Origin of the sequence: Pantoea sp. EKM21T (assembly GCF_011800405.1) — a bacterium.
Classification (GTDB): domain Bacteria; phylum Pseudomonadota; class Gammaproteobacteria; order Enterobacterales; family Enterobacteriaceae; genus Pantoea; species Pantoea agglomerans.
In genome coordinates this window covers 137,931-154,649 of the sequence record NZ_JAALFV010000007.1, presented here as the reverse complement: position 1 = coordinate 154,649, position 16,719 = coordinate 137,931, and the positions used below count along the sequence as shown (strand labels likewise).

General features: G+C 58.7%; 13 protein-coding genes. 7 read left to right on the top strand and 6 right to left on the bottom strand.

The window, feature by feature from the left end; all coding sequences use genetic code 11:
* Positions 1–168 precede the first annotated feature (168 nt).
* Positions 169–1,137 carry a Fe2+-enterobactin ABC transporter substrate-binding protein gene (gene fepB, locus HFD87_RS15670; protein WP_060681576.1) on the top strand — a complete coding sequence of 323 codons (969 nt, stop codon included), beginning with the start codon at positions 169–171 and terminating at the stop codon, positions 1,135–1,137.
* Here the strand turns inward: fepB and entS are convergent.
* On the bottom strand, positions 1,132–2,376 hold the full coding sequence (gene entS, locus HFD87_RS15665) for an enterobactin transporter EntS (RefSeq protein ID WP_033770868.1): 1,245 nt from the start codon (positions 2,374–2,376) through the stop codon (positions 1,132–1,134). The genes fepB and entS overlap by 6 nt on opposite strands.
* Before the next feature lie 145 nt (positions 2,377–2,521).
* Here entS and fepD point away from each other — a divergent pair, with 145 nt between their 5' ends.
* The 3 genes from fepD to HFD87_RS15650 are packed head-to-tail and all read left to right on the top strand — an operon-like array spanning position 2,522 to position 5,276.
* Entirely contained in the window at positions 2,522–3,511 is a 990-nt protein-coding gene (gene fepD, locus HFD87_RS15660) for a Fe(3+)-siderophore ABC transporter permease (RefSeq protein ID WP_073832255.1), read from the top strand.
* The gene (gene fepG, locus HFD87_RS15655) at positions 3,508–4,488 is read left to right on the top strand and encodes an iron-enterobactin ABC transporter permease (RefSeq protein WP_167423637.1); all 981 of its coding nucleotides are present in this window, start codon (positions 3,508–3,510) and stop codon (positions 4,486–4,488) included. The genes fepD and fepG overlap by 4 nt, the downstream gene beginning before the upstream one ends.
* Complete coding sequence (locus HFD87_RS15650; protein ID WP_033759634.1) at positions 4,485–5,276, top strand: ATP-binding cassette domain-containing protein; 792 nt, start codon at positions 4,485–4,487, stop codon at positions 5,274–5,276. The genes fepG and HFD87_RS15650 overlap by 4 nt, the downstream gene beginning before the upstream one ends.
* 43 nt (positions 5,277–5,319) lie before the next feature.
* Here HFD87_RS15650 and HFD87_RS15645 read toward each other — a convergent pair whose 3' ends face one another.
* The 3 genes from HFD87_RS15645 to fes form a co-directional block, all read right to left on the bottom strand.
* On the bottom strand, positions 5,320–9,249 hold the full coding sequence (locus HFD87_RS15645; protein WP_167423636.1) for an enterobactin synthase subunit F: 3,930 nt from the start codon (positions 9,247–9,249) through the stop codon (positions 5,320–5,322).
* On the bottom strand, positions 9,242–9,460 hold the full coding sequence (locus HFD87_RS15640) for an MbtH family protein (RefSeq protein ID WP_029519500.1): 219 nt from the start codon (positions 9,458–9,460) through the stop codon (positions 9,242–9,244). The genes HFD87_RS15645 and HFD87_RS15640 overlap by 8 nt, the downstream gene beginning before the upstream one ends.
* A gap of 99 nt (positions 9,461–9,559) precedes the next feature.
* Positions 9,560–10,765 (bottom strand): enterochelin esterase, encoded by a 1,206-nt coding sequence (gene fes / locus HFD87_RS15635; protein ID WP_167423635.1) that lies wholly within the window; start codon positions 10,763–10,765, stop codon positions 9,560–9,562.
* A gap of 250 nt (positions 10,766–11,015) precedes the next feature.
* On the opposite strand from fes, the gene HFD87_RS15630 reads away from it, so the two are divergent.
* A complete protein-coding gene (locus HFD87_RS15630) occupies positions 11,016–13,283 on the top strand; it encodes a TonB-dependent siderophore receptor (protein ID WP_167423634.1) in 2,268 nt (755 codons plus the stop codon).
* A 64-nt stretch (positions 13,284–13,347) separates the two neighbouring features.
* Here HFD87_RS15630 and dacB read toward each other — a convergent pair whose 3' ends face one another.
* The gene (dacB, locus tag HFD87_RS15625) at positions 13,348–14,781 is read right to left on the bottom strand and encodes a serine-type D-Ala-D-Ala carboxypeptidase (RefSeq protein ID WP_010251813.1); all 1,434 of its coding nucleotides are present in this window, start codon (positions 14,779–14,781) and stop codon (positions 13,348–13,350) included.
* Positions 14,782–15,030: 249 nt separating this feature from the next.
* Here dacB and greA point away from each other — a divergent pair, with 249 nt between their 5' ends.
* Positions 15,031–15,507, top strand: a complete 477-nt coding sequence (gene greA, locus HFD87_RS15620) for a transcription elongation factor GreA (protein WP_010251811.1) — start codon at positions 15,031–15,033, stop codon at positions 15,505–15,507.
* 106 nt (positions 15,508–15,613) lie between these two features.
* Here the strand turns inward: greA and yhbY are convergent, their stop codons facing one another.
* Positions 15,614–15,907 carry a ribosome assembly RNA-binding protein YhbY gene (yhbY, locus tag HFD87_RS15615; protein ID WP_010251809.1) on the bottom strand — a complete coding sequence of 98 codons (294 nt, stop codon included), beginning with the start codon at positions 15,905–15,907 and terminating at the stop codon, positions 15,614–15,616.
* A 127-nt stretch (positions 15,908–16,034) separates the two neighbouring features.
* On the opposite strand from yhbY, the gene rlmE reads away from it, so the two are divergent.
* The gene (gene rlmE, locus HFD87_RS15610) at positions 16,035–16,664 is read left to right on the top strand and encodes a 23S rRNA (uridine(2552)-2'-O)-methyltransferase RlmE (RefSeq protein WP_010251807.1); all 630 of its coding nucleotides are present in this window, start codon (positions 16,035–16,037) and stop codon (positions 16,662–16,664) included.
* The last annotated feature ends 55 nt before the right edge of the window (positions 16,665–16,719 follow it).

Below are 16,719 nucleotides of genomic sequence, written 5' to 3'. Positions count from 1 at the left end.
CTATAAATGATAAGATAACTAATAATGATTATCATTTGTATTGTGGGTCAGTAACCTACGTTGATTAGCCGAAAGTGTCAATAATTACGCGGCGATTCAGCTGGCATGGCCGGTTAAATCAGCACAAATGGTCTCTCTCTTTTTCCGGGTAAAAGTGGACGAAAATCTATGAGTAAACATGGTGTCACATCGGCGATAGCGCTGTTTTTCCTGAGCATCAGCCTGTTCAGCGTTACCGCTGCTGCCCAGACCGGCTGGCCGCGAACTGTCGCCGGGACAACAGGCAATATCACACTGACCCAGGCACCGATGCGTATCGTTTCGACCAGCGTTACCCTGACCGGCTCGCTGCTGGCGATTGATGCGCCGGTCGTCGCCAGTGGCGCAACCGCACCCGGCAGTCGGCTGGCTGATAAGCAGGGATTCTTCCGTCAGTGGGGCGAAGTGGCCAAACAGCGCGGCGTAAAACGTCTCTACATTGGTGAGCCCAGTGCAGAAGCGATTGCTGCTGAAGCGCCAGACCTGATTGTGGTCAGCGCCACCGGGAATGATTCGGCGATCAAACTGGTTGAACAGCTTGCGGCGATTGCGCCGGTGCTGGTGGTGAATTACGACGATAAAAGCTGGCAGCAACTGGTGACGTTGCTGGGTGAGGCGACCGGGCATGAAGCGGAAGCTGCCGCCCGGAAAGCTGAGTTTGATGCGCGAGAAAAGGCTCTGAAAGCGAAGCTGACCCTGCCGCCGCAGCCGGTTTCAGCGATGGTGTGGAACGGGGATGGCCGGGCAGTCAATCTGTGGACGGATGCGTCGGCGCAGGGGAAGTTACTGCAGCAACTGGGCTTCACTCTGGCGACGCCGCCGGCCACGCTTCAGTCTGGTCACAGCATGGGACAGCGTAAAGATATCCTGCAACTGTCAGGAGAAAATCTGGCGGCAGGCCTTAATGGTCAATCATATCTGCTGTTTGCCGCTGAAGAGCCCACCGCCGCACAGGTGATGAGCAACCCTTTCCTGGCGCAGACCCCAGCGGTGCGCGCAAAAGCGGTCTATGCGCTGGGGCTGGATAGCTTCCGGCTCGACTACTACAGCGCCAGCAATTTGCTGACGCGGCTGGAGACGCTGTTCGTTAAATCATGATCCCGTTTCCGCCGGTGCAGGCGGTTGATAGCGACGCAGACGCGCCATCAGCAGCCACATGATGATGCCCAGCACGGTGGCTGCCAGACCAGCCAGGCTGGCAGCCTGCTGCGGCAACAGCAGTGAACCCATCGCGCCAATCATCGCTGCACCTATCGCATCGCCGGTGACATTCTGCGCTGTCCAGAGGCTGTTGATCCTGCCGAGCAGCGCATCTGGCGTCAGCGTCTGGATCATCGCGTACTGCACCAGGCTGTTGATGGCACTGAAATAGCCAAAGACCGCGAGGCAGACCAGACTCGCGCTGAACCACGGCATCAGGCTGAACAGAGCCAGCGCGACGAAAGCAGCAATAGCACTCGCCAGAATCAGGCGGCCCGGCTGCGGTGATTGTGCCAGCCGTCCGCTGGTGAGCGCACCTGTGGCAGCACCCAGCGGAACAGCGGCATACATCAGCCCTAACTCCGTCACGCCGACCTGCCAGTGTGGCGCCAGCGCCGGATAGAGCACGCGCACCGCACTGGCTAACGTCACCAGCGCGCCGACCAGCGCCGCCATGCCAACAATCGGGCTGGCAAACAGGAATTGCACGCCGCTGGCCAGTGCTTTCAGCGGATGTTCACGCGGCTGCGGCGGTGGCGCCAGCCGCGGCAACCGCAGCAGGGTTAACACCGTCAGCAACGTGCCGAACGCCGCCAGTCCGTAGTTCCACGCCACACCGCCCTGCGCGATGACCAGTCCGGCAATGGCGGGTGAGAGAATCGCGCCAAATCGCACCGTCAGCATGGTAATCGCACCTGCTTTCATCAGGTTTTCACGCCCGACCAGCGCCGGCGTCGCCGCCAGCAGCGCGGTGACGCCTATCGCGCCGAAAAAACCATCCCACAGTCCCAGCACAAAGACGGCGATCACCGACGGCGAAGGGAGCAGGGCATTGATGCATAAGGCGACAAAGCCCAGGCCACAGGTGGATCGGGCAAACAGGATCAGACGTCGGCGCTCATAGCGATCCGCCAGCACGCCGCCGGTCAGCAGGCCGATAAACATGCCGGCACCGGCCAGCGTCACCGCCAGACCCACCAGCAGCGGCGACTGCGTTAGCTGCTGAATCTGAACCGGTACCGCCACCGCCAGCATGCCGAGAGCAACGATGGAGATAAAGCGGGCGATAAAAATGGCGCGAAAGGCGGGGTGGGTTCTCAGCAGGCTGAGATCGATAAAGTGGGAGGGTTTGTTCATAACGTCGCTTTTTTGCACCCATTTTCCTCATCATTGAGTCCGGGAGTCATGGTAACATACAAAAAATCACTAATAACGATAACAAGTATCATTATCATAATGACTCGTGCTGCGATCTCAATGAATCGGTGAAGGTTTAAACGTTATGCGTCAACTTCGTGCAATAGCAGGTTCAGGGATGCTGCTGTTGTTGCTTCTCGCGCTCAGCCTGATGCTGGGTGCCAAATCTATCCCCTTTCATGATGTCACGCAGGCCTTATTCAGCGACTGTAACCGCGTCGATTGTGTCATCGTGCGCGATGCCCGACTGCCGCGCACCCTGGCGGGTCTGCTGGCCGGGATCAGTTTAGGTCTGGCGGGCGCGCTGATGCAGAGCCTGACGCGCAATCCGCTGGCCGATCCCGGCATTCTCGGTATCAACGCCGGTGCAGGCTTTGCGGTAGTGCTGGGCATCGCCCTGTCTGGCGCCGATTCCCCCGCGGACTGGCTTGGCTTTGCCTTTACGGGCGCACTGCTGGCCTCCCTGCTGGTGGCGCTGACCGGTGCGCTGGGCGGTGGCCGCGTTAATCCGGTGCGTCTGACGCTGGCAGGCGTGGCGCTGGGCGCGGTGCTGGAGGGGTTAACCTCTGGTTTATCGCTGCTCAATCCTGACATCTACGATCATCTGCGTTTCTGGCACAGTGGCTCGCTGGATATCCGCAATTTTGCCATTCTGCGCACCACCTTTCCGGCGGTAGTCGCCGGTAGCCTGCTGGCGCTGCTGCTGGCGCGTTCGCTCAACAGCCTCAGTATGGGCGGTGATATGGCGACCGCGCTGGGTACCCGGGTGATGCGTACCCAGCTGGTGGGATTACTGGCTATTGCGCTGCTGAGTGGGGCGGCGACAGCCGCTGTCGGTCCCATCGCGTTTGTCGGCTTAATGACGCCACATCTGGCCCGCTGGCTGCTGGGTAACGATCATCGCTGGATGCTGCCCGGAACTCTTCTTATCACCCCCTGTTTGCTGCTGGCCGCCGATATTCTGGGACGGCTGCTGGTACCGGGCGAACTGCGCGTGTCGATTGTCACGGCCATATTGGGCGCGCCGATGCTGATTGTGCTGGTGCGCCGCAAGTCGGGAAGAGGGCAGATATGAAACGGGTGATGGTTAATGCGCTGATGCTGCTGGTGGCCTGCGGGGTGCTGGCCTTTCTGAGCATTACGCATGGCACCTTACCGATCTCCGCCAGCCAGTTGTGGGCCCTTATCAACGGCGAGGCGGCGCGTAACATACAGCTGATTGTACTGGAGTGGCGACTGCCGCGCGTCATGATGGCGCTGCTGATTGGTGCGGCACTGGGCGTCAGCGGGGCAATTTTTCAGTCGCTGCTGCGCAACCCGCTGGGCAGCCCCGATATTCTGGGTTTCAATACCGGCGCTTACAGCGGCGTGCTGGTGGCACTGGTGCTGTTCCAGCAAAACATGGAGGGCATGACGCTGGCGGCACTGCTTGGCGGACTGCTCACGGCGAGCGTGGTCTGGCTGTTCAGCTGGCGCAACGGTGTGGAGACCTTTCGTCTGATCATTGTGGGCATCAGCGTGCGGGCGCTGCTGATGGCGCTGAACAGCTGGCTGATTATCAGCGCCTCACTGGAGGCGGCACTGAGCGCCGGGCTCTGGAGCGCCGGTTCACTCAACGGCATTACCTGGGCGAAAACGACGCCGGTGATTACCGTGCTTCTGCTGGCGCTGCTGGCGACAAGCATGCTGGCCCGGCGCATGCGTCTGCTGGAGATGGGTGACGACACTGCCTGCGCGCTGGGCGTACCGGTTGAACGCAGCCGCGTTTTGCTGATGCTGACGGGCGTGATCCTCACCGCCGCCTCTACCGCGCTGGTCGGTCCTGTCTCCTTTATTGCGCTGCTGGCACCGCAGATTGCTCGTCGGCTATGTGGCGGTATCAAAGGCGCGCTGCCGCTGGCTGCCTTGTGCGGCGCGCTGCTGTTAACCGCCGCGGATTACGCCGCGCAGCACTTTTTCCTGCCTTATCAGCTGCCGGTTGGCGTCATCACGGTTAGCCTGGGCGGACTCTATCTGATTGCTTTACTGGTACGGGAGGCGCGACGCCAATGACAGTGAAAACACGTTTGCAGGGCGACGCGCTGACGCTGGGGTATGACAAAAAAATCGTGGCGGAGAATCTCACCGTCGCGATCCCCGACGGTGAACTGACCGTTATTATTGGCCCCAACGCCTGTGGAAAGTCGACGCTGCTGCGTACCTTATGCCGCCTGGTCTCGCCCCTGAAAGGCCAGGTGCTGCTGGATGGCAATGCGATTGCTCACTACGCTACCAAAGAGGTGGCGCGTCGGCTGGGGCTGCTACCGCAAAGCTCGAATGCGCCAGCGGGCATCAGCGTCAGCGAACTGGTCGCGCGCGGGCGTTATCCGCACCAGTCGCTGTTTGGTCGCTGGCGACAGGAAGATGAGACGGCTGTTCAGCAGGCAATGCAGGCTACCGGCGTGGCAGACTTAGCGCAGCAGCAGGTTGATACGCTCTCTGGCGGCCAGCGGCAGCGGGTGTGGATTGCGATGGTGCTGGCTCAGCAGACGCCACTGTTGCTGCTGGATGAACCGACCACCTGGCTCGACATCGCCCATCAGATTGAGTTGCTGGAATTAATGCAGGATCTCAATCAGCAGCATGGCCGTACGCTGGTGGTGGTGCTGCACGATCTCAATCAGGCGTGCCGCTATGCCAGCCACCTGATTGCGATGCGAGACGGGAAAATTATTGCCGAAGGGAAACCGGCGGAGATCGTTACGCCGGAACTGATAGAAGCGATCTACGGCCTGCGCTGCATCATCATTAACGATCCGGTGGCCGGTACGCCGATGATTGTGCCGCTGGGAAGAGGCTGACCTGCGCTTTCTCCACCCGAAGAAAGCGCAAAGTCAGAACGGTTCAGGGATTCAGCGACGCCAGGCACTGCTGCAGTCGTGGCCCAATCTTTTCGAACATGCGCGGTGAGATGATCTCGACGTGCGCACAGTCCAGCGGCCAGATAGTCAGCTCGCCGACATAGGGCGCCCAGGCGCGGCGCGCATCCTGACCGGGCTGCTGCGTCTGTTCCGCCAGGAACAGAGTTGCGTGTCCGGTGAAGCGGGCACTGCGCGCTGTTGCCAGCAGGCGCACTGAACTGGCGTAATTGGCTTCAATGGTGGTAAACAGTGCCTCCATTCCTTCACCGGCCTGCTGCCGTTGCGCAGCGATAAACTGCTCGCGCTCACGATTAACCTCTTCCAGCACCGCCGGATCCAGCACGTTTTCACCGCGCCGTTCATCCCAGTTCTGCGTCTCCGGCGGCCAGGTATCCAGCAGTCCGAGGAAGGCAACGGTTTCACCTTCGGCCTCCAGCCGCGCGGCGATACCCTGCGCCAGCGTGCCGCCTAGCGAGTAGCCCAGGAAATAGTAAGGCCCCTGTGGCTGCTGCTGACGCACCGTCGCCAGATGCGCCTCACACACCGCGTCAAGTTGCTGCGCCTGGTTCAGCGGGCTGGTGATGTCGGGTGACTGAATGCCAAGTAGCGACCAGCGTGCATCCAGATAGCGCTGCAACACGCTGAACTGCCAGGCAAAACCGGAGGCGGGATGGAAGCAAAACAGCGTTGGGCCAGTGCCGCGTCGCAAGGGTAATACCGCTTCAAATCCGGCACGAGCCACATCCGCGGGCTCGCTGCTGAGCAGTGTCGCCAGCTTTTCTACCGTGGATGCCACCATGATCTGGCCCACTGACACCGGCTGATTCAGCGTCCGGCGCAGCTGTGCTGCCAGCCGCATCGCCAGCAGCGAGTGGCCGCCCAGCGAGAAGAAATCATCCTGGGCGCTCACCGGTTCGCACTCCAGCAGCCTGGCAAACGCCTGTGCCAGTGTCGTTTCGAGTCCGGGATGCGGCGCGCGACCAGCCAGCGCTGCCTGCGTTTGCGGCAGCGGCAGCGCTTTGCGATCCAGTTTACCGTTGCTGCTGAGCGGTAACGCCGCCAGCTGAACAATCGCCACCGGCACCATATGCGTCGGTAACTGTGTGGCCAGAGTCTGACGCATTGCGTCGGTATCGATCGGGCCATCAGCCACCACATAGCCGACCAGCTGGCGGGCATCGCCCTGCTGATCGCTGCTGCTCCCCAGCACCACCGCATGTGTGACGGCCTGCTCAATGCCAGGTAGCGCAGCCATGGCGTGGTCGATCTCGTTCAGCTCGATACGCTGTCCGCGAATTTTAAGCTGATCGTCGCTGCGGCCCAGATACTCCACCGCACCATCCGGCAGCCAGCGCGCCACATCACCGGTGCGGTACATCCGGGAGCCGTGACCCCACGGATCGGCGACAAACCGGCTGGCGGTGAGGTCGGGACGATCAAGATAGCCATGTGCCAGCTGCACGCCGGTCAGATAGAGATCGCCAGCCACGCCCGGTGGCACCGGCTGCAGACGCGCATCCAGAATCCGTAAGCCGGTGTTCCAGACCGGGAAGCCAATCGGCACGCTGGCCCCTTCGACGGCCGCCAGCTCCGGGCCAAAGGCCGGATAGTAGCTGACATCAACCGCCGCTTCGGTCGGGCCATAAAGATTATGCAAGGGCACACGGGTCAGCGCCTGCCACTGGCGCGATAACTCTGCGGGCAGCGCTTCGCCGCTACAGAAAACCCGGCGCAGGGTGGCGCAGCGCGCTATCGCGTCACCTTCCTGCAGCGAAGCGACAAAAGCAGCCAGCATCGACGGAACAAAATGGGTGGTGGTCACGCGGTAGCGGGCAAACAGCTGCTGCAGCGCGTCCGGGTCGCGATGAGCGTCGGGCGGAGCCATCACCAGCTGTGCGCCGACGATGAGCGGCCAGAAGAACTCCCATACCGAAACATCAAAGCTGCTCGGGGTTTTCTGCAACACCACATCATCGCTGCCGAGCGGATAGCGATCCTGCATCCATAACAGACGGTTGACGATCGCCTCATGACTGACCAGCACCCCTTTTGGCCGACCGGTCGAGCCGGAGGTATAGATGATGTATGCGCCATCCTGTGGACGCGGGGCCTGCATCAGCACGCTATCAACGGGTGTTAACAGCGCGTCGTAAAACAGCGGCGCGACGGGTGAGAGTGCCGCCAGCCGCTCGGCCAGTTCACGACAGGTGATCAGCGTTTTCGGCGCGGCATCTTCCAGCATCATCTGTAACCGATCGTCCGGGTAGCCGGTATCAAGCGGCAGCCAGGTTGCCCCCACGCTGACGATCGCCTGCAGCGCCAGCGATAAAAAGACCGAACGCGGCAGCGCTACGGCGACGATATCACCCGGCGTCACTCCCTGCGCAATCAACTGTTGCCCCAGCGCGGCGACCTGCTGCTGCATCTGTTGATAGTCAAGCTGATGCCCCTCATCTGCCAGTGCCGGAGCGCGCGGCGAACGCTGTGCCTGACGGAGCAGCAGGCTGCTCAGGGTTTCTGCAGGCAGCATTACGGCAGTCTGGTTGATCGCCACGAGCTGCTGATGCTCTTCCGGCATCAGCATGTCCAGCTCGCCACAGGCACTGGCTGGCCGGACGGCAAGCTGCTGAAGCAGCAGGCCAAAGCGGCTGGCGTGTTGTTTCAGCGTTGTGTCGCTGTAGCGCTGTGCATTAGCCAGTAGCTCCAGCGTCAGGTCGCCCTGTTCGCTGAGGTAGATAGCAATCTCCAGATCGCGTACCGGTCCTGACGCCAGCTGATGGGTTACGCCTTTGATGCCAGCGAAATCGAGCTGGTAATCAAACATCTTCAGGTTGATTACCGGCCCATAGAGCGGATCGCTGTCGCCGGAGCGACCCAGATCGCGCTGCACCTGTTCAGCGTCGTAACGCTGATGACGACGCATTTTTTTGACTTCGCCCGCCAGACGCCCGGCCAGTGCCGTCAGCGGCTGTGCCGGATCGTAATGCACCGCCAATGGCAGCACGTTAATCACCGGACCGGTGGCGCAGAGCGCGGTCGAGCCGATGCGGCGCATAAAGATGAAACCGGCGGCGAACGCATGCTGGCCGGTGAGGCGCGCCAGCCATAACGCCACCAGCGCAAAGGCGGTATCTGCGGCGCTGAGGTTTTGCTGCCCGGTGTGCGTCAGCAAAGCCTGAAACGTGTCGCGATCCACGGCAAACGTGTGGCGCAGCAGGTCGGTACTGGCGCTCTGACCGGCCAGCGGCAGAGCGGACAACGAGGCGGGCGCAGGTAACTGCGCCCCTTTCTCCAGCCAGAACTGGCGATCGCGCTGCCAGCCCGAAGATTGCTGATAGCGCTGATATTCATCAACGACGTCGCTGAACGGCACGAACGGGCTTGGCTCCGGCGTGTCGCCGCGCTGCCAGGTGCTGTAGAGATTGGCGATACGGCGGGTCAGGGCGGTGAAACTAAAACCATCGACCACCAGATGATGGTATCGCTGATACCAGTACCAGTGATCCTCATCCAGCCGAAGCAGGCTGTGATGGTAAAGTGGCGCGCCGCTCAGCACCCGCAGATCGCCGGTCATATCCTGCTGCATCAGCGCACGTGCTGCGGCCACCGGATCGGCGGCGTCACGCAGATCGATCACCTCAGGCTCGCGGAAAGCCTGGGGTTCAGGCCACTGTAGCGGTTCACCCTCCAGCTCGCCAAAGGCCATATTTAGTGTGTCCGCTTCCTGCATGCCAGCAATTATGGCCCGTGATAACAGCGCGCTGTTCAGCGCACCGCGCAGTTCGACAAAATGCGCCACGGCGTAAGCATTGGAATAGGGCGATAGCTGGTCAGCGATCCAGATTCCGGGCTGAGCGGCCACCAGTGGCAGCGTTTTTTGTTCTGTCTGCGGGTTGAGGGTGATCTCAGACATTTTCGCCTCTGTCCTGCGTCATAACCGGACGGATATCGTGCCAGTTTTCATTCAGCCAGCTCAGACAGTCAGCCTGTGGCCCGGGACCAAACACCGGCTGCCATCCTGCCGGAACCGCACAAAAGGCGGGCCATAAGCTGTACTGCTGCTGATCGTTCTTCAGCACCTGACAATCCTGTTGCGGATCGTCGAAAGGGTTAAGTTGTTGCATGTCGGTCTCCTGTCCGCAGTCACCGGGCGCGCTAACGCCGCTGTCCTGCATAGATATCTTTCAGTGGCGCGCAGAAGGCGGAATATAAGCGGGTTAGGGCTATTGCCACATGACTTTAAGGCCTGCCAGCAGTCCGCCGCGCCAGCACAGCGCATCGTGACCGCCTTCGACCGGGTGATAGCTGACCTGATGTCCGGCAGCGTTCAGATCGCGCTGAAACTGCTGGTTTGCTGCCAGAATCAGCCGTTCGCGTCGTCCCGCTTCCAGGTAGAAGCGGCGAGGGGGTGCCTGCAGTAAGCCCTGTTGTAACTGCTGTGGCAGCCAGCCATTGGGATCGCCGCGCGCGGGCCACCAGAACGAACCGGAGAGGCTGATCGCTCCAGCAAAGGTTTCCGGCCAGGTCAGGGTGGCGTAAGCGGCAGAAAGGCCGCCAAAACTTTGTCCCGCTACCAGCGTGCTGTCGGCACGAAACGGCGCCCAGCGCTGAACCTGCGGCAACAGCTCGTGCTGAATCGCCAGCCAGAAGTCAGGGTTACAGGTCAGCTCACGCGTGCGGTGTTCGCGGTCGATGATGTCGATCATGACATAGACCGCAGGGGGCAGTTCGCCTGCCTCTGTCAGTTGCTGAAGCGGGCCGGCAACCGGCATGGTCTGTGCCCAGAACTGACCATCCAGCAGCAGTACCAGCGGACGATCGCCTGCACTGGCGTCTCCGGTAACAGAGATCCAGATCTGACGCTGGTTCCCCAGCCGTTCGCTGCGCCACAAATAGTGTTGCAGCGGAATATCGGCGGCACGGCCTTCATCAACCGCACGCCACACCTGCTGATCCGGCGCGTGTGGCAGGTGCAGTGGCGAGACCCTCATTCCGCGTCCACCCGCCCAGCTTCGCAAAGGATTCAGCGGGTCGCTTTGCGCCTGCGGGAATTTCTGACTCCACCACTGGCGCACTGCCTGCATATCGGCCTGCCCGGTAAAAGTCTCTTCCTGACTATCAGGAATCAGGCAGTAACTGCCGCGCCAGTCAGCGGGCAGGGCGGTCTGCCACCACCAGACATCGGTATCGGGAACAGGCGTTAATGAGGAGGGGACCGCTGAATGATGATGATCGGTTACGCCGGTAATATTGATCCAGACGCGCCGGGTATCGGAGTGCTGCGTGTCACCCTGAGGATCGCGCCAGAAAAAGGTGACCTGACAGGTTCCCTTTTCGCCAGCTTCAACCAGAGGAATGCCCCGTTGCTGCTGCTGTTGCCACCAGCGTTCACTGCCGGTTTCTTCATTTAACCACGTCATACGCGCCATCTTTCGATCACCCTTGATTAGGGTCATGCATGTTATGAATAATAGTATTGATAATTATTTGCATTTGCAATAGGGTGTTTCCGCCCGACAGGGAGCGCGCGCATCCTCTCTGCCGCACCGGCTTTCAGACTGATGCAAAGCGGTTCTGACGCTGGCCCGGCGACAAGGGGAAAACGTTGCAGGCAAGGTTATTACTTTTTTACCGGCACGCCGGCAGTGGCATCCTCGCCGGCACTCCAGGAACAGAAAAATGAAAAAGTTATCCCGGCTTTCGTTAGCCATTATGATTGAACTGGGTTTCACCGCCTCTCTCATTTCTGCCGGTGCCGTGGCTGCCGAAGCCACCCGCGAACCGGCTATCGACAGCAGCACCTCCGATACCCTCCACGACGACACCATGATGGTGACCGCCGCCGAGCAGACGTTGCAGGCACCTGGCGTGTCGACCATCACCGCCGACGAAATTAAAAAACATCCACCCGCACGCGATGTCGCCGAAATTATTCGCACCATGCCTGGCGTCAATCTGACCGGTAACTCCACCAGCGGCCAGCGCGGAAACAATCGCCAGATTGATATCCGCGGCATGGGGCCGGAAAATACCCTGATTCTGATCGATGGATTGCCGGTGACCAGCCGCAACGCGGTTCGGCTTGGCTGGCGTGGCGAGCGTGATACGCGCGGCGACACTAACTGGGTGCCGCCAGAGATCATTGATCGCATTGAGGTAATCCGCGGTCCGGCAGCGGCCCGTTACGGTAACGGTGCAGCGGGCGGCGTGGTGAACATCATCACCAAAAAAGAGATGGATAATCAGTGGCACGGCTCATGGAGCGCCTATTACAACGTGCCGGAACACAAGGAGGAGGGCGCGACCCGTCGCACCAACTTCAGCCTTGAAGGGACGCTGGGCGATGATGTCAGTTTCCGGCTCTATGGTGGACTGGCAAAAACGCAGGCTGATGCTTACGACATTAATGAAGGGCACGCCGCGGACCGCACCGGCAGTTACGCCGGATCGTACCCGGCGGGCCGGGAAGGCTCGATCAACAAAGATATTCATGGCCTGCTGCGCTGGGCATTTGCGCCGATGCAGACGCTGGAAGTGGGGGCCGGTTACAGTCGTCAGGGCAACCTCTATGCCGGGGACACGCAGAACACCAATACCAACGCCCTGGTGAAAAGCAAATATGGTGAAGAGACCAACCGGCTCTATCGGCAGAACTTTTCTGTTAAGTGGACCGGTGCCTGGGATAATGGCATCAGCACCAATACTTACGCGCAATATGAGAATACCCGCAACGCGCGTCTGAATGAGGGGCTGGCGGGCGGCACCGAAGGCATCTTCGCCAACAGCAACTTCAATACCATCCAGCTGGATGATGTGTTGTTGCACAGTGAGATCAGTGTGCCGTTTGAATGGCTGGTGAACCAGACCGCGACTTTCGGGACGGAATGGAATCAGCAGCGGATGAAGGATCCTTCATCGACGACTCAGGCCGCCAGCTACGGGTCGATTCCCGGTATCGCTACGACCGGCCGCACACCCTATTCACAGGCGGAAATCTTCTCGCTGTTTGCCGAAGACAATATTGAGCTGACCGACAGCACCATGCTGACGCCGGGCCTGCGCTTCGATCACCATTCGATTGTCGGCGATAACTGGAGTCCGTCGCTCAACCTGTCACAGGGATTAGGCGATGAGTTCACACTGAAAATGGGTATTGCGCGCGCCTATAAAGCCCCGAGCCTCTATCAGACCAACCCGAACTATCTGCTCTACAGCAACGGTCAGGGCTGTGCCGCCAGTGCCGGTGCCTGTTATCTGATGGGTAATGACGATCTGAAAGCGGAAAACAGCATCAATAAAGAGATTGGGGTCGAATGGAAGCGCGATGGCTACCAGGCGGGCCTGACCTGGTTCCGCAACGACTACCGTAACAAGATCGAGGCTGGCACGGCGCCAACCGGCACCGCATCTAACGGCAAAACCGACATCTACAAATGGGAAAATGTGCCCAAAGCGGTCGTCGAGGGGCTGGAAGGCACGGTCAATGTCCCATTCTCCGACAGCGTGACGTGGAACAATAACTTCACTTACATGTTGCAGAGTAAGAATAAAGAGACCGGCGATCGTCTGTCGATTATTCCGGAATATACGCTCAATTCGACGCTGAGCTGGCAGGCGATGCAGGACCTCTCCCTGCAAACGACCCTGACCTGGTACGGTAAACAGGTACCGAAGAAATATGACTATAAAGGTAACGCCGTTACCGGTAGCGCCACCGATCAGGTGAGCCCCTATTCGGTTGTGGGCATGAGCGGCACCTATGACGTTAATAAATATGCCAGCGTCACCGTGGGTATCGACAACCTGTTCGACAAGCGCCATTTCCGTCAGGGCAACGCGCAGACCACCGGCAATGCCACCACCGGAGCGTGGCTCTATGGCGCAGGGGCCAATACCTTTAACGAGTCGGGCCGCACCTGGTATATGAGCGTGAATACCCGCTTCTGATGGACGGGCAATAAAAAGCGCAGCGGTTGACCTGACCGCTGCGCTTTTTTTTATGACTGAATAATCAGTTGTTCTGATTGATATCGCGGTAGAGACGGCTCTCAAATCGCACCAGCGGAATACGGCGGGTACGCTGATCTTCCGGCGGGACCGCATAACCGGAAAGGAACTGAACGAATGCCACCCGCGCACCACTGGAGGTGGTGATAAAGCCCGCCAGGTTATAGACGCCCTGCAGTGAGCCGGTTTTCGCCGAGACTTTGCCATCCAGCCCCGCCTCATGCAGCCCGCCGCGATACTGCAGCGTGCCGTCGTAACCTGCCAGCGGCAGCATCGAAATATAATCCAGCGTGTTGTCATTCTTCGCAATGAACTGCAATACCTGCATCATGGTTTGCGGCGAAATCAGGTCATGGCGGGAGAGACCTGAACCATCCACCTGAATGCTATTACCCATGTCGACATTGGCTTTGGCTTTCAGGATGCGGCGAACGGCATCCTGTCCGGCGCGGAACGTGCCGGGCACATTGAAGTAGTGATGACCAATGGTGCGAAACACCGTGTCGGCAATCATGTTGTCTGACTTCTTCAGCATGGTGTGCAGCAGCGTATGCAGCGGCGCGGACTGGGTCGATGCCAGCACGGTACCCGGTTCGGTGACCTGCGTCTGTCGCACCAGATGCCCGCTATAGTCAATCTCAGACGACCGCAGTTCCGCCTTGAGGATTTCGCCAGCCCAGGCCGCGCCATCCTGCACCGCAAATGCCAGCGGCAGCGGTTCCGCGCGCTGGCGCATACAGCCCGTGAGGGTGTAGCGGTTCAGCTCGCCCGGCACCACATCCAGCTCGCAATATTGCCCTTCGCCGCTGTTGCGGCCAATGGTGCGCACCTGGCTGTACATATGCGCCGGATAATAGGAGGCGATACGTACAAAGGCATTCTCACCCGGCGTATTAGCACTGTAGAGCGAAACCGAGAAGCAGTTTTTATCAACGATTGCCGCACCCGGCGGAGCACTGAAGCACTGGGTCATATCGTTCCACGGCCAGCCCGGCGCCATATCGTGACTGGCAAAAACGGAGGTGTCGATAACCAGATTGCCTTTGATATGGTTAATGCCCTGCTTCTTTATCGCCGCCACCATGTTGCGCAGATCCTGACGGCTTAAGGTGGGATCACCGCCGAAACGTGCAACTAAATCGCCGTTCAGGGTGCCATCGATAATGGCGCCGCGAGTCTCAAAAGTGGTCTGAAAACGGAAGTCGCCACCCAGTTCCAGCAATGCTGCCAGCGCCGTCACCACTTTCATGGTACTGGCGGGCAGGGCCATCTGTTTTCCGTGATAATCAATAATCGGTGTTGATGCGCCTACTTTTTGTACCATCAGCGCCAGATTGGCGCCGTCTGGCAGGTACTGCATGTATTCATCAACTGGCGCTGCGTGTGCCTGCAGCATAAATGCGCAGCTTAATCCGGTAACAAGTCGTGAAAATCGCATAATCTCGCGGTAACTGGCAGGTGAGGGCGTCAATACTACGTCGCTGGACGGTGCAAAGTAAACGATGACCCGCAGGGAACTCTGGGGTAAAATACGTATCAAATTGCAAAACTCTTTTCTGGCCTGGAAGCATCTCCGGGTCAGGATTCTTTTATTTGCAAAAACGGGCTAATGCGCCGCAGAACGCTTTTTTCTGCAGTCACCGGTCAGGATGACATCGTTAAACAGGAAAGATGGCGAGGAGCTTAAATGAATCAGATTCCGATGACGTTAAGAGGCGCTGAAAGATTGCGCGAAGAGCTGAACGAGCTGAAAACCGTGAAGCGCCCGCGCATTATCGCCTCTATCGCTGATGCACGCGAACATGGCGATTTAAAAGAGAACGCGGAATATCACGCTGCGCGTGAAGAGCAGGGTTTTTGCGAAGGCCGTATTCAGGAGATTGAAGCCAAACTCTCCAATGCGCAGGTTATTGACGTCACTCAGATGCCGAAAACCGGACGCGTGATTTTCGGTGCAACCGTTACCGTGCTGAACGTCGAAACCGACGAAGAAGCCACGTATCGCATTGTGGGCGATGACGAAGCGGACTTTAAGCAAAATCTGATTTCGGTCAATTCGCCGATGGCGCGTGGCCTGGTGGGTAAAGAGGCCGATGACGTGGCTATTGTGAAAACCCCGGGCGGCGACGTTGAGTATGAAATCCTGAAGGTGGAATACCTTTAAGATGTTGCTACGCTTTGAAAAGCGTTAAAGCACAATGTAAAGAAAGGAAAAAGGCCGCATTGCGGCCTTTTATCTGAGGTAAGAGCATGTCACTTTCTTTGCCCACTTAGCGTGGCAGAGAAATTTTGCTCTCTTTAGAGGGGCGATACAGCACCAGCGTTTTGCCGATCACCTGTACGTTGCTGGCACCGGTCTCACGCACGATAGCCTCAACGATCAGCTGCTTCGTTTCACGATCTTCCGAGGCAATTTTTACCTTGATCAGTTCGTGATGCGACAGAGCCTGCTCGATTTCGGCCAGCACGCCTTCAGTCAGGCCATTGCCACCCAGCATAACCACTGGCTTGAGCGGATGGGCGAGGCCCTTGAGGTGCTGTTTTTGTTTGGTACTTAGATTCATCGTAGTTTTTTACTTACTCAGGGATTGAAAACGGTTCATTCTACCGCCATCTCGGGTATATCACCAAATCGACGCAACCCATTGCGTGCAGGTTTATCGCTACGATGACGATTTAGTTGGAAATATTATGACGGGTAAAAAGCGTTCGGCCAGCTCCGGCCGCTGGCTTCAGGAACACTTTAGCGATAAATATGTGCTCCAGGCGCATAAAAAAGGGTTGCGTTCGCGCGCCTGGTTTAAACTTGATGAAATACAACAGGGTGACAAGCTTTTCAAACCCGGCATGACCGTGGTAGATCTGGGTGCTGCACCCGGAGGCTGGTCGCAATATGTGGTACAGCAAATTGGGAACAAAGGGCGAGTCATTGCCTGTGATATCCTGCCAATGGATCCGATAGTCGGTGTCGATTTCCTTCAGGGCGATTTTCGTGAAGAATCGGTGGTCAATGCGCTGCTTGAACGCGTCGGCGATCAAAAAGTTCAGGTTGTCATGTCCGATATGGCGCCGAATATGAGTGGTACACCTGCCGTAGATATTCCCCGGTCGATGTATTTAGTCGAGCTGGCGCTGGAGATGTGTCGGGATATCCTGGCACCTGGCGGCAGTTTTGTAGTGAAAGTGTTTCAGGGAGATGGCTTCGATGAATACCTGCGGGAAATTCGCTCCCTGTTTACGAAAGTGAAAATTCGTAAGCCGGACGCTTCACGTTCACGTTCACGTGAAGTGTATATTGTGGCGACTGGGCGCAAACTATAACCAAATTGCTGGAGAAGTCCGCAGTTTTGCTGCGATTCCATGTATGCGGGATCTA

Excerpts from the sequence above, each read along its gene's own strand:
- fes (WP_167423635.1), bottom strand. The coding sequence starts at position 10,765 with ATGGCGCGTATGACGTGGTTAAATGAAGAAACCGGCAGTGAACGCTGG.
- greA (WP_010251811.1), top strand. The coding sequence starts at position 15,031 with ATGAATCAGATTCCGATGACGTTAAGAGGCGCTGAAAGATTGCGCGAA.
- dacB (WP_010251813.1), bottom strand. The coding sequence starts at position 14,781 with ATGCGATTTTCACGACTTGTTACCGGATTAAGCTGCGCATTTATGCTG.
- HFD87_RS15650 (WP_033759634.1), top strand. The coding sequence starts at position 4,485 with ATGACAGTGAAAACACGTTTGCAGGGCGACGCGCTGACGCTGGGGTAT.
- fepG (WP_167423637.1), top strand. The coding sequence starts at position 3,508 with ATGAAACGGGTGATGGTTAATGCGCTGATGCTGCTGGTGGCCTGCGGG.
- rlmE (WP_010251807.1), top strand. The coding sequence starts at position 16,035 with ATGACGGGTAAAAAGCGTTCGGCCAGCTCCGGCCGCTGGCTTCAGGAA.
- HFD87_RS15630 (WP_167423634.1), top strand. The coding sequence starts at position 11,016 with ATGAAAAAGTTATCCCGGCTTTCGTTAGCCATTATGATTGAACTGGGT.
- HFD87_RS15645 (WP_167423636.1), bottom strand. The coding sequence starts at position 9,249 with ATGTCTGAGATCACCCTCAACCCGCAGACAGAACAAAAAACGCTGCCA.
- fepD (WP_073832255.1), top strand. The coding sequence starts at position 2,522 with ATGCGTCAACTTCGTGCAATAGCAGGTTCAGGGATGCTGCTGTTGTTG.
- yhbY (WP_010251809.1), bottom strand. The coding sequence starts at position 15,907 with ATGAATCTAAGTACCAAACAAAAACAGCACCTCAAGGGCCTCGCCCAT.
- entS (WP_033770868.1), bottom strand. The coding sequence starts at position 2,376 with ATGAACAAACCCTCCCACTTTATCGATCTCAGCCTGCTGAGAACCCAC.
- fepB (WP_060681576.1), top strand. The coding sequence starts at position 169 with ATGAGTAAACATGGTGTCACATCGGCGATAGCGCTGTTTTTCCTGAGC.
- HFD87_RS15640 (WP_029519500.1), bottom strand. The coding sequence starts at position 9,460 with ATGCAACAACTTAACCCTTTCGACGATCCGCAACAGGATTGTCAGGTG.